At 53.4% G+C, this 12,784-nt stretch carries 10 protein-coding genes and 2 pseudogenes; 11 read left to right on the plus strand and 1 reads right to left on the minus strand.

Translation table 11 applies throughout. The features are described 5' to 3' along the window. The first annotated feature begins 86 nt into the window (after positions 1 to 86). The 10 genes from GEI7407_RS11180 to GEI7407_RS20215 all read left to right on the plus strand — a co-directional run bounded on the left by GEI7407_RS11180 (position 87) and on the right by GEI7407_RS20215 (position 11,593). On the plus strand, positions 87 to 449 hold the full coding sequence (locus GEI7407_RS11180; protein ID WP_015172280.1) for a ferredoxin thioredoxin reductase catalytic beta subunit: 363 nt from the start codon (positions 87 to 89) through the stop codon (positions 447 to 449). A gap of 223 nt (positions 450 to 672) precedes the next feature. Beyond that, entirely contained in the window at positions 673 to 2,109 is a 1,437-nt protein-coding gene (gene sufB / locus GEI7407_RS11185) for a Fe-S cluster assembly protein SufB (RefSeq protein WP_015172281.1), read from the plus strand. A 97-nt stretch (positions 2,110 to 2,206) separates the two neighbouring features. Then, positions 2,207 to 2,998, plus strand: a complete 792-nt coding sequence (sufC, locus tag GEI7407_RS11190; RefSeq protein WP_015172282.1) for a Fe-S cluster assembly ATPase SufC — start codon at positions 2,207 to 2,209, stop codon at positions 2,996 to 2,998. Next, positions 2,995 to 4,332 carry a Fe-S cluster assembly protein SufD gene (sufD, locus tag GEI7407_RS11195; RefSeq protein WP_015172283.1) on the plus strand — a complete coding sequence of 446 codons (1,338 nt, stop codon included), beginning with the start codon at positions 2,995 to 2,997 and terminating at the stop codon, positions 4,330 to 4,332. The genes sufC and sufD overlap by 4 nt, the downstream gene beginning before the upstream one ends. Before the next feature lie 74 nt (positions 4,333 to 4,406). Further along, complete coding sequence (locus GEI7407_RS11200) at positions 4,407 to 5,669, plus strand: SufS family cysteine desulfurase (protein ID WP_015172284.1); 1,263 nt, start codon at positions 4,407 to 4,409, stop codon at positions 5,667 to 5,669. A gap of 253 nt (positions 5,670 to 5,922) precedes the next feature. Beyond that, positions 5,923 to 6,168, plus strand: coding sequence for a photosystem I iron-sulfur center protein PsaC (psaC, locus tag GEI7407_RS20205; protein WP_006515950.1), 246 nt, complete (start codon positions 5,923 to 5,925; stop codon positions 6,166 to 6,168). Between the two features lie 411 nt (positions 6,169 to 6,579). Next, a complete protein-coding gene (glmS, locus tag GEI7407_RS11205) occupies positions 6,580 to 8,493 on the plus strand; it encodes a glutamine--fructose-6-phosphate transaminase (isomerizing) (protein ID WP_015172286.1) in 1,914 nt (637 codons plus the stop codon). A gap of 464 nt (positions 8,494 to 8,957) precedes the next feature. Then, complete coding sequence (locus tag GEI7407_RS20210; RefSeq protein ID WP_015172287.1) at positions 8,958 to 9,287, plus strand: YbjQ family protein; 330 nt, start codon at positions 8,958 to 8,960, stop codon at positions 9,285 to 9,287. A gap of 119 nt (positions 9,288 to 9,406) precedes the next feature. After that, positions 9,407 to 10,297 (plus strand): hypothetical protein, encoded by an 891-nt coding sequence (locus tag GEI7407_RS11210; protein ID WP_150109780.1) that lies wholly within the window; start codon positions 9,407 to 9,409, stop codon positions 10,295 to 10,297. Between the two features lie 99 nt (positions 10,298 to 10,396). Then, positions 10,397 to 11,593 (plus strand): pentapeptide repeat-containing protein, encoded by a 1,197-nt coding sequence (locus tag GEI7407_RS20215; RefSeq protein WP_071880833.1) that lies wholly within the window; start codon positions 10,397 to 10,399, stop codon positions 11,591 to 11,593. 175 nt (positions 11,594 to 11,768) lie between these two features. Here GEI7407_RS20215 and GEI7407_RS21805 read toward each other — a convergent pair. Next, positions 11,769 to 11,837, minus strand: a pseudogene (locus GEI7407_RS21805) (S26 family signal peptidase); the annotation flags it as partial. A gap of 217 nt (positions 11,838 to 12,054) precedes the next feature. On the opposite strand from GEI7407_RS21805, the pseudogene GEI7407_RS11220 reads away from it, so the two are divergent. Then, a pseudogene (locus GEI7407_RS11220) lies at positions 12,055 to 12,330 on the plus strand (glutamine--fructose-6-phosphate aminotransferase); the annotation flags it as partial. Positions 12,331 to 12,784: the final 454 nt, after the last annotated feature.

The following is a 12,784-nucleotide window of genomic DNA, read 5'->3' on the forward strand; positions in this document are numbered from 1 at the left end:
AACCTACAATGGAGTTAAGCAACAAATAAGTTGTTTTAACCCAAGATTATCACGCAAGCCAACCGTTCGTTCCACTTCTTGACTCGATGACCTCACAGACCCAGACCACTCAAGCCACAGAGAAAAGCCTGGAAGCCATGCGGCACTTCGCTGAGACCTATGCCAAGCGAACAGGCACCTACTTTTGTGCGGATCTGAGCATCACCGCCGTCGTCATAGAAGGTCTTGCCAAGCACAAAGACGACCTCGGCGCTCCGCTGTGTCCCTGTCGGCACTACGACGACAAAGAAGCTGAAGCTTCAGCAGCCTTTTGGAACTGCCCCTGCGTCCCCATGCGCGAGCGCAAAGAGTGCCACTGCATGCTCTTTTTGACGCCCGAAAACGAGTTCGCAGGCCAGCAGCAAGAGATCTCTTTCGAGCAGATCCGCCAAACCACGAGCCAATACTAACGGGTGTATCCAGCCCTGGATACCCACCCACCCCAATCTTTACACAGCTTTTTCTTGTGCCGAACGGGCGGTTTCTCCCGCGCTAGGCCGGTGGTTTTCTAGGTCTCGTCCGCCAGCGGTCTTTTCCCAAAGCCGTTTCCAGAGGAACCTTCCATTCCATTCCATTCCACGCCCGCCTTCACGATCCTTTGAGACACTCGCAGCGAATCAGAGAACACCCGCGATGACCACCACCCTTAAAAACGTTGTTAATCAGCCTTACAAATACGGCTTTGTCACCGACATCGAAACCGACTCGATCGCCCGGGGCCTCAACGAAGACGTCATTCGGCTGATCTCAGCCAAGAAAAATGAACCTGAGTTCATGCTGGAGTTTCGTCTCAAGGCCTATCGGCAGTGGCTGAAGATGGAGGAGCCCACCTGGCCCCACGTCAGCTATCCCCCCATCAACTACCAAGACATCGTTTACTACTCCGCTCCCAAGCAAAAGGAAAAGCTGGGCAGCCTCGACGAAGTCGACCCCAAACTGCTGGAGACTTTTGAGAAGCTGGGCATCCCCCTGTCCGAGCAAAAGCGCCTGTCCAACGTCGCCGTTGACGCGATCTTCGACAGCGTGTCCGTGGCCACCACCTTCAAGGAGAAGCTGGCCGAGGAAGGCGTGATCTTCTGCTCCATTTCGGAGGCCCTCCACCAGCACCCCGAACTGGTGAAGAAGTACCTGGGCACGGTGGTCCCGGTCGCCGACAACTATTTTGCGGCTCTGAACTCGGCGGTGTTCACGGACGGGTCTTTTGTGTTCATCCCCAAGGGCGTGAAGTGCCCCATGGACCTGTCGACCTATTTCCGGATCAACAACGGCGATTCAGGTCAGTTTGAGCGGACGCTGATCGTGGCCGAGGAAGGCGCTTCGGTGACCTACCTGGAAGGCTGCACCGCGCCCATGTTTGACACCAATCAGCTCCACGCCGCAGTGGTCGAGCTAGTGGCCCTGGACAATGCGGAAATTCGCTACTCCACGGTCCAAAACTGGTACGCCGGCGACGAAAACGGCAAGGGCGGCATCTACAACTTCGTGACGAAGCGAGGCTTGTGCAAGGGTGTCAACTCCAAGATTTCTTGGACCCAGGTCGAGACGGGCTCGGCGATCACCTGGAAGTATCCCAGCTGCGTGCTGGCCGGGGACAACTCGGTGGGTGAGTTTTATTCGGTGGCGCTGACGAACAACTGCCAGCAGGCCGACACGGGCACCAAGATGGTGCACATCGGCAAGAACACCCGCAGCACGATTATTTCTAAGGGGATCTCGGCGGGCCGCTCGAAGAACAGCTATCGCGGCCTGGTGAAGGTAAACCCGAGCGCTGAGGGAGCGCGCAACTACTCCCAGTGTGACTCGATGCTGATCGGCGACAGCGCCGAGGCCAACACGTTCCCCTACATCCAGGTGCAAAACAACACGGGGCGGGTGGAGCACGAGGCTTCGACGTCGAAGATTGGCGAAGACCAGCTGTTTTATTTCCAGCAGCGGGGCATCTCGACGGAGGACGCGGTGTCGATGATCATCAGCGGCTTCTGCAAGGACGTCTTCAATAAGCTGCCGATGGAGTTTGCGGTGGAGGCGGATCGCCTGCTGAGTCTGAAGCTGGAAGGATCTGTTGGCTAAGGTTTTGCATTGAGGGGCGATCGCGGTTTGTGGCTTTGCGGCCCGGGCGATCGCCCTTTTCCCTCTCCCGATTGCACATCACGTTTGTCGTTCAGCAATGATTATCGAGAACAGCGAAGTAATTTTGTCGGTGCGGGACCTGACCGCCGAGGTAGACGGGACGCCCATTCTCAAGGGGCTCAACCTGGAGATCAAGGCCGGAGAAATCCACGCCATCATGGGACCGAACGGCTCGGGCAAGAGCACCTTTTCCAAGATCCTGGCCGGTCACCCCGCCTACACGGTCACCGGCGGTGACATCCTCTACAAAGGGCAGAGCCTGGTGGAGCTGGAACCGGAGGACCGGGCGCGGGCTGGGGTGTTTTTGGCCTTCCAGTATCCCATCGAGATTCCTGGCGTGAGCAATCTGGACTTTTTGCGGGTCGCCTACAACAGCCGCCGGAAGGCCCAGGGCCTCGAAGAGCTGGACGCGTTTGACTTTGATGACCTGGTGCAGACGAAGCTGGACGTGGTGAAAATGAACCCCAACTTCCTGAGCCGCAGCGTCAATGAAGGGTTCTCGGGCGGGGAGAAAAAGCGCAACGAGATCCTGCAAATGGCGATCCTGGAGCCCACCCTGGCGATCCTGGATGAGACCGATTCGGGTCTGGATATTGACGCGCTGAAGATTGTCGCCAACGGAGTCAATCAGCTGACCAATGAAACCAACGGCACGATCGTGATTACTCACTATCAGCGCCTGCTGGACTACATCGTGCCGGACTTTGTGCACGTGATGGAGGGAGGCCGGATCGTGACGACGGGCGGCAAGGAACTGGCGCTAGAGCTGGAGTCCCGCGGCTACGACTGGGTGGTGGAAGAGGAAACCGCTGAGGTGGGGGCGCGATGATGACAGTGTCTGACGTAGCAACCACGCCCCAGGCGAATGCTGAGGAAGCGCTGAGCGGATGGCTCGCCCAGGCCCCCCGCATTGACGAGGCGCGCTTTGGGGCAGAGGCGATCGCCTGGCTTCAGGGTCTGCGCGATCAGGGAGCTGCCTTCCTCAAGGAGCAGTCCTTTCCCAGTCGCCGGGATGAAGACTGGCGCTTTACCGATCTTTCGCCGCTGCTGGCGGTGCCTTTCCAGGCGGCCACGGCGTCACGGCTGACGCCGGAGGCGATCGCCCCCTTTGCAGTATCGGAGGCCGAGCAGAGCCGCTTGGTCCTGGTCAATGGCGTCTACGCGCCGGAGCTATCGGCGATCGCAGGTTTGCCCGCCGGGGCCTTTGTTGGCAGCCTGGCGGATTTGCCCGCTGAGCGGCAAAGCGCCCTCCAAGATTATCTGGCCAAGCAGCACGGGGGCGAAGAGCGCTTCACCGCCCTCAACACCAGCCATTTTCAGGACGTGGCGGTGGTATGGCTGCCCCACAATGCCGTGATCGAGGCCCCGATTCATCTGCTGCTGGTGGCTACGGCCTCTGAAGCGGCGCTGATTTCCCCTCGGTGCCTGGTGGTGGCCGAAACCGGCAGCGCCTTGACCCTGGTGGAGGACTTTGTGACGGTGGGCGATGGGCCGCACTGGACCAATGCGGTCACCGAGGTGTGGGTCCAAGCAAACGCTCAGGTCAATCACACCCGGATTCAGCGGGAGGCGATCGCCGCCTTTCACATCGGCAAAACCGCCGTCTCCCAGGGGCGCGACAGCCGCTACACCTGCAACGCCATCAGCCTCGGCGGCCAAATCTCGCGCCACCATCTGGAGGTCTTGCAGCAGGGTGAGCAAACCCATCTGGCCCTCAACGGCCTCACCGTCGCCAGCGGTACCCAGCTCGCCGACACCCACAGCCTGATCCAGTACACCCAGCCCTACGGCGCCAGCGATCAGCTCCACAAGTGCATCGTGGGCGATCGCGCTCGCGCCGTGTTTAATGGCCGCATCTCGGTTCCCAAGGCCGCTCAGCTCACCAACGCCGCCCAGCTTAGCCGCAACTTGCTGCTCTCGCCCAAGGCGCGGGTCGACACCAAGCCCCAGCTAGAAATCGTGGCAGACAACGTGAAATGCTCCCACGGCGCTACGGTCAGCCAGCTAGACACCGACGAGGTGTTTTATCTGCAAAGCCGCGGCATTGACCAGGGGAGTGCCCAGGAGCTGCTGATCTACGCCTTCGCGGCCGAGATCCTCGAGCGCGTGCCGGTTCCCTCGATCCGCCAGGCCCTCGCCGCCCAAGCCACCCAAAATCACTAAACTGGAGGCAAAGGCCGATCCTGGGTCAAGGATCGCCTTTTGCCGCTTCATGTCCCCCTCCACGCTTCCCCGCCATGACCTTCACCCAAGCTAGAAGCCTCGCAGAAGCAGTCCGCAAAGACTTTCCGATTCTCAATCAGGAAGTCCACGGCAAGCCCCTGGTCTACCTCGACAACGCTGCCACTTCCCAAAAGCCCCAGGCGGTGCTGGACGCGCTCCGGCACTACTATGAACGCGACAACGCCAACGTCCATCGGGGCGTCCATACCCTGAGCGCTCGGGCCACCGATGCCTACGAAGGGGCGCGGGAGAAGGTCGCGCGCTTTGTGAATGCGGCGTCGTCCCAGGAGATTGTCTACACGCGCAACGCGACGGAGGCGATCAACTTGGTGGCCTACGCCTGGGGACAGCAAAATCTGGGGCCAGGAGACGAAATCATTCTGTCGGTGATGGAGCACCACAGCAACCTGATTCCGTGGCAGATGGTAGCCCAGCGGACCGGGGCGGTGCTGAAGTTTGTCGGTCTCGACAGCAATGAAGGCTTTGACTTGGAGCAGTATCGCGCTCTGGTGGGCGATCGCACCAAGCTGGTGTCTGTGGTCCACGTTTCCAATACCCTAGGCTGCGTCAATCCGGTGAAAGAAATCGCCGCGATCGCCCATCAGCACGGGGCGCGGGTGCTCATCGACGCCTGCCAGAGCGTGCCCCACATGCCCATTGATGTCCAAGACATCGACTGCGACTGGCTGGTCGCCTCGGGCCACAAGATGTGCGCGCCGACCGGGATCGGCTTCCTCTACGGCAAGCGCGAGGTGCTGCGCGCCATGCCGCCCTTTTTGGGCGGCGGCGAAATGATCGCCGATGTGTTCCTCGACCACGCCACCTACGCGGACCTGCCCCACAAGTTCGAAGCAGGCACTCCGGCCATCGGGGAGGCGATCGCCCTGGGAGCCGCCGTCGACTACCTAATGGGCCTAGGCATGGACACCATCTACGCCTACGAAAAAGAGCTGACCCGCTATTTGTTTGACCAGTTGCAGCCCCTCTCCCAGGTGCGCATCTATGGTCCCAAACCCGCCGCCGACGGCAGCGGTCGAGCCGCTCTTGCCTCCTTTACTGCAGGGGACGTCCATCCCCACGACCTATCGACCATCCTGGACCAAGCAGGCGTCGCCATTCGGGCTGGCCACCACTGCACCCAGCCCCTGCACCGCCACATCCAGGCCCAGTCCACCGCCCGGGCTAGCCTCTACTTCTACAACACCCGTGAAGAAGTAGACGTCTTTATTGCGGCCCTCAATGAGGCGATCGAGTTCTTCGGGGGCATCTTCGGCTAGCGTCCGCTCACCTGAGAAAACGCTGGGGCATCGCGATGGCGATGCCCTTTTTATTGCGAAAATGGGGCGAAAACGCCGCTGCGACCGAGATTATGTCAAGTTGTTTGAAGTTTTGTCGCTCTATCGACAAGGCGGTCAAAACCCTGCGGTACACTACCCTTAACTTCGCAGCGATCGCGGCCAAGCCTTGTGTTTAGCCGCTTTGCTGTGAGTATTGCGATCGCAATTGACAGTAGTTTGGAGTCATTATTCAATGTCCCATTCAGTCAAGATCTATGACACTTGCATTGGGTGCACCCAATGCGTGCGGGCATGCCCTACGGACGTACTAGAGATGGTGCCCTGGGATGGATGCAAAGCTGGACAAATTGCTTCCTCCCCTCGGACTGAAGACTGCGTTGGCTGCAAGCGGTGCGAGACTGCTTGCCCCACGGACTTTTTGAGCATCCGGGTTTATCTCGGCGCAGAGACCACTCGCAGCATGGGCTTGGCTTACTAATTCGCCAACGCTCGTTTCCTTAGTCAAATGTTCGGACCAGGGTTGTTCTGAACTTAAAAATCCGTTTAAACGCAATTTCTTTACCAAGCCTGCGTTTTACAACGATTCTCGCAGTCAGATTCGGGGGAGTTTCCACCCCCGCTTTTTTATGCCCAAAAATTGGGTGCGCCGCAACCGCTGGGGCACCCAATTTTGTTTGGTCTCCGTCGCTCACCCTTGACGCTGGCCAAATTTCCCCGCCATGATCCAAGGCAGCTTGGGACAGCCCCCTGCCCCCCAGGCCCCCGCGCTGACGCTCCGCTTTCAGCCTCTCTCCAGAGCCTGAAACAGTCTCCCCGACAGGGCTCCAGGGTATATAATGCGTAGCGTCAACGGCGGGAGCAGATCGCCCATCAACGGAGTTAGATTTCCATGTGCGGAATCGTCGGCTACATTGGCACCCAGGCAGCCAGCGGAATTCTCCTCGAAGGATTGCGGAAACTTGAGTACCGGGGCTACGATTCGGCCGGTATCGCGACGGTCTGGGACGGCGAGCTCCAGTGCGTGCGGGCCAAGGGCAAGCTCTACAACCTTCAGGAAAAGCTAGAGAGCGTCGCCACCCCCTCCCACATCGGCATTGGTCACACCCGCTGGGCAACCCACGGCAAACCCGAGGAACACAATGCCCACCCCCACCTCGACACGGACATGCGCGTCGCCGTGGTCCAAAACGGCATCGTCGAGAACTATCGAGAGCTGCGAGACGCATTACGCAGCCGCGGCGTGGAGTTTCGCTCGGAAACCGACACGGAAGTCATTCCCCACCTGATCGCCGAGCACCTGCAAGCGCTGTCGCCTGACGAAAATCTGCCCGCCGGATCGCGGCTCCTAGAGGCGGTGCGGCGCACCGTCAACCAGCTAGAGGGGGCGTTTGCGATCGCCGTTGTGTCTGCCGACTATCCCAACGAGCTGGTGGTTGCGCGCCAGCAGGCTCCCTTGTCCCTGGGCTTTGGCCAAGGGGAGTTTTTCTGCGCGTCAGACACCCCGGCCCTGATTCCCCACACCCGGGCGGTCCTGACCCTCGACAATGGCGAAATGGCCCGCCTCACCTCCCTGGGGGCAGAAGTGTATACCTTTGGCGGCAAGCGCCTCATGAAGTCGCCGCGCCTGCTGAACTGGAACCCCGTCTTGGTGGAAAAGCAGGGCTTCAAGCACTTCATGCTCAAGGAAATCTATGAGCAGCCCGGAGTGGTGCGGACCTGCCTGGAGTCCTATCTCAACAGTCAGTGGCAGCCAGAAACCGACTCCCCCGAAGACGGGCGATCGCCCCTGACCCTGGGTCTGTCGCCAGACCTCTATGAAGACCTCGAGCGCGTGCAGATCGTCGCCTGCGGCACCAGCTGGCACGCCAGCCTGGTCGGCAAGTACCTGATCGAGCAGCTCGCTGGCATCCCGACGATGGTCCAGTACGCCTCGGAGTTTCGCTACTCTCCCTCGCCCCTGACGCCCAACACCCTGACCATCGGCGTCACCCAGTCCGGCGAAACCGCCGACACGCTGGCAGCTCTGGACATGGAGCAGCAGCGCCGCGCCGATCGCCCCCCGGAGTTTCGCGCGCGCCTCTTGGGCATCACCAACCGCCCCGAGAGCTCTCTGGGCCACCTGGTTCCCCACATCATCGATACCCACGCGGGCATCGAGATCGGCGTGGCCGCCACGAAAACTTTCCTCGGCCAGCTGATGGCTTTCTATGGGCTGGCCCTGGAGCTGGCCTACCGCCGCAAGACCCTCACGCCGCCTCAAATCGCGGAGATTATTGCTGGTCTGCGCCAGCTGCCAGCTTCTATCGAGCTGATCCTGGAAACCCAGGAGCGCTATATCGAGGATCTGGCGCACCATTTTGCTGAAACCCAGGACTTCATCTTCTTGGGCCGGGGGGTCAATTTCCCGATCGCTCTGGAGGGAGCCCTGAAGCTCAAGGAGATCAGCTACATCCACGCGGAGGGTTATCCGGCTGGGGAGATGAAGCATGGCCCGATCGCGCTGCTGGATGCCAAGGTGCCGGTGGTGGCGATCGCCGTTCCGGGGTCGGTCTACGACAAGGTGCTCTCCAACGCCCAAGAGGCCAAGGCGCGGGACTCCAGGCTGATCGGGGTCACGGCCACCAGCGACGCCCACGCTGCCGAGATCTTTGACGACATGCTGCCGATTCCGGAGGTGCCGGAGCTGCTGTCGCCGGTGCTGACGGTGATTCCACTACAGCTCTTGGCGTACCACATCGCAGCTCGCCGAGGCCTCGACGTCGATCAGCCCCGCAACCTCGCCAAATCAGTCACAGTCGAGTAGGGTTGCAGCCAATTTCGGACAGATGACCAATGGGAATAGAGCTTTTTGCTGAGAAGTAAAGTTCTTGGTCGACTGGCACAGAGCATAAATACTTAGTCACAGAGTTCTTGATATCCAAGCTTTGTGAGTAGAAACAGTGTTCCTATTTGTTGAGTTACCTTGTATCGACTGTTAGATCTCGGGAACCCTATAGAGCAACCGGAATCCCAACTCTGCGTTGGAGCCGATGAACACCGTTAGCTCAACAACGCGATCTTAGCGGTGTTTGCGGCTCAACTTAGCTGTTAGACAGCTTTAAGCCATCTATTTGAGCAGATGTTGCAGACGCCTTTGAAAGCTAGAGCAATCAGACTATCCGTAGCAGATTGGAACATTCTAAGCAACCTACCGACAAAGAGTAGTTATTGTTTTCTAGAGTTTGGGAAATCTATGGCTATGTAGAAACACAAAAAATGAAATGTGTCATGGATGACAAATTTACAACTACAGCCTTTGATTTACCAGGATACAAAATCGTAAGGAATCTTGGTGTTGCTCGTGGAGTTACTGTTCGATCTCGTAGTTTGGCAGGTAATTTTATAATATCTTTACAACTTTTGTTCGGAGGAAATATTACACTCTTTACTCAATTATGTATTCTTACTCGACAAGAAGCATATGAATTAATGATTCAACAGGCAAAGAAACTAGGTGCAAATGCTGTAATTGGTATCCGCTATGATTCAACAGAGATTTCGGCTGGTGTAGCTGAATGCTTATGTTACGGAACAGCAGTCTTTGTTGAGCCTAAGTAATAATTCAAAGAAGGCAAAAACAAAAAATGACGCTCTTTTTCAGGAATATTTTCTTCGTCGTTGGTTTCCCATTAATTTTCACTGGACTAGCACTTTTAACGACTTTTTTTTATTACATTATGATAGTTTTCATTCTGAGACCACTTATTAGTACACTATTAGGATGGATATGGGGAGCAATCAGTTTTTGGATAATACCTACTAACTTTTTTAATGTATTTCAGTTTACAGGACTAGACTGGATTGACTTTTTAATAGGTTGTTTTATTTATATTTTCATAATATTTTCCTGTATCTGCGGAATACTAATAGCTGCTGGAATAGAAGATGAGTTCCGCAGAGATTCCGATATCCAACAATTTGTCTTGTCTATACTTTTATTACCTTTTGTACTAATTGGAATAGGATTTTCAAACTTGTACATATTGAGCAATAAAGCTATATTCTTGATTCTTGTTTTAGGTAGCACAATCATATTTTGTTTCTTGACAACAGTTTTAGACTTTGTTCAAGTCGCAACTCTTGGATCCGAAAGTCTTTACACAATTAATATTTTTACAGATCATGCAAGCTATACACTTGGCCATCTTACTGGAAATGTCATTTATACAAAAAGCTTTTTAAGTTGGATCAAAGAAGATCAAATATATATCAGTAGCTTTTTTGATTATTGGTTATATAGCTTAAATGCATCCATAGGAGGGTACAGAGTATCGGGCTTTGGTCATTTCGTTGCAAGAGTCTTCAATCTTATCTGTAGCATTCTTTATTTTATTTTAGGCTACTTCACTATCATCTCCACTTTAAATAACTCGTTAGATAATTTAGGCGGAATTAAAAGTATTCAAGAAGCAATAGAGATAAACAAGAGTATTTTGAGACTTGAAAGATTTTTAAGCAACGTTATTTCTTCATTGGTGATTTTTGTGTTATTCCGTCTAATTTTTTGGTGGGTTTCACAAGGTTCATTGGTTAATATATCTGTCACACAGATAATTCTTCTTGGGTAATCTCAGTCAGAATAACAATGCAAATTCCCAGGCTTAAAAACTTTCAATAAATAGTGGATTAAGCAGGTGATAAATTCAGTTCAGTTATTTCTTCTGAGAATGGGTATACCTATTTGGAATCAGTGGAGAAGCCATTTTATAGGGCAAATCGATTTCAGCAAGGCAGATCTGAGAGATGCTTATCTTAGTAGTGCTGACTTAACAAAGGTAAAACTCAAAGATGCTAAACTTGATAGAGCTTATCTACCTCATGCAGATCTCAGCCACGCAGATCTCAGTCATGCCAACTTGAGCGGGGCAAACCTTTCTGGGGCTAACTTAAGTGAAGCAAAGTTGATTGGCTCTGACCTCACCGGAGCAAATTTAACCAGAACCATTTTAAGTAAAACTAATTTTACTGGAGCTGATCTTTCCAATGTCAATCTCAGTAAAGCTCAATGCTCTGCAACTATCTTTTCCAAAGCAACATTGACTGGATCGTGTCTTCAAGACTGGATTTTAGATACTGAAACACAATTTTTTGAAGTTATCTGTGACTATTTTTATGGAGTAGAAGGTTGTCAAAAACGTCGGCCTCAATCTTCCTCTTTTGCTCCTGGTGAGTTTTCAGCATTAATTCATAAAGTGTCAGATACAATTGATTTGATTTTTGTTGATGGTATTGATTGGAAACCCTTTCTTCTTTCTTTTCAAGAATTGAGAGACAAGTATGGAGATGCTAATCTCTCTGTACAAGCTATTGAAAAGAAAAAGGATGAAGCTTTCATAATTCGACTAGAGGTTGCAGCAGAAGTAAATAAGACGGAGATCGAAAAAACACTAAAGCAGGAGTATAATTACAAACTTAAAGCACAAGAGAAACTGTTGACACTTCAAGATCAGCAATTGGTAGAATATAGACAGCACAATACAGAATTATTAAGGATTATTCGAGTAATGGCTGAGAAAGAAGAATCGAGAAGAAATATTAACACTGGTGGTGGTAATTATATCGAATCTAACTCTGGTGGTTATGCTGAGGGAAACTATGTTAACTACATTAATATGAACCAAAATTTGACTCATGCAGCTTCCCAGATTCAAGCTTTGATTGATCAGTTACAAAGTCAAGGAATGGACGTTGACGTGGCAAAGGAGAAGGTTGCGGCAGATATAGCAAATCAAGCTAAAAATAATCCGAGTATGCAAGCCAAGCTTCTTAAGTGGGGACAATCCGTAGGAAATGCCACGGTGAGTGACGTTGTACAGGGAGTTGTAAAGCTGGCTATTCGCTCTGCTGGTCTCCCTCTACCATAATTGGGAAGCAGATAAATTCGAATTCTTGAAACTGTGCTGTCTAGCAAACCTGCTGAAGCGGACTAGCGGGAACTTCTAGTCATTATTGCAAAGGCTATTTGTAACCGATCAGCAGGAATATTAAAGCAGAAATTGGAGGTGTAAAAGAAGATAGTCCTTAGCAGTGTGCGATCAATTATGTTTGCTCTGGTACAAATCTCCATAGATGACCGTCAGAGCTGTTATTTCGGTTGTCTCCTAGAACAAAGTACTGGTGCTACAGAACCATTACAGGTCCATAGTTGGAAGTTAGTTTTTTCTTCACGTTGGGTTCTGTAATAACCTTGCCGTTGAGGCCTATCTGACCACTACGGAAACATCGGGCTACGATTGTTGACTCACTTTCTTACTGCACAAGAGATCCAAGTACATAAAAACAGCGATCGCCCAGTAGAAGGTTTTAGGAAGCCTTGATCTACTGGGCGATCGCCGTTCCGGGGTCGGTCTACGACAAGGTGCTCTCCAATGCCCAAGAGGCCAAGGCGCGGGACTCCCGGCTGATCGGGGTCACGGCCACCAGCGACGCCCACGCTGCCGAGATCTTTGACGACATGCTGCCGATTCCGGCGGTGCCGGAGCTGCTGTCGCCGGTGCTGACGGTGATTCCGCTCCAGCTCTTGGCGTACCACATCGCGGCTCGCCGGGGCCTCGACGTCGATCAGCCCCGCAACCTCGCCAAATCGGTCACGGTCGAGTAGGCTTACTGTCCACTTTTGGGCAGAGAATCAATGGGAATAATGTTCTTTGCTAAACAATAAAGTCCTTTACCAGTAAGTTTCTTCAGGGCGGTAGGCGTAATGCTTGAAACGAATTGCATTCCGCACCTGATCCAGCAATTTTTTAGGAGGTGACTGCATAGAGACAAGCAGATGTACTGTGTACCCAATAGTACATCTGCTCATTTCCGCAAGGAATCTGAAATTATGCGGAAAGATTCTCGCTAATCAGCTCAAACGACGTAATTATGCGGAAATAATCGGCATAAGTAGTAATTTGGGATCTTAGGCTGAATCATTCTGCCTAACTATCCCTATTGAGATCTTAGGCAGAAAAATTCCGTCTATTAATAGTTGGGCTGCTTTAGGTTGTCTGTGAGCACACTACGCCAGCTTTATCTACTCGATTGGGAAACAAGCCAAGGCTAAGGCAGAA

The organism is Geitlerinema sp. PCC 7407 (assembly GCF_000317045.1).
Lineage (GTDB): Bacteria > Cyanobacteriota > Cyanobacteriia > PCC-7407 > PCC-7407 > PCC-7407.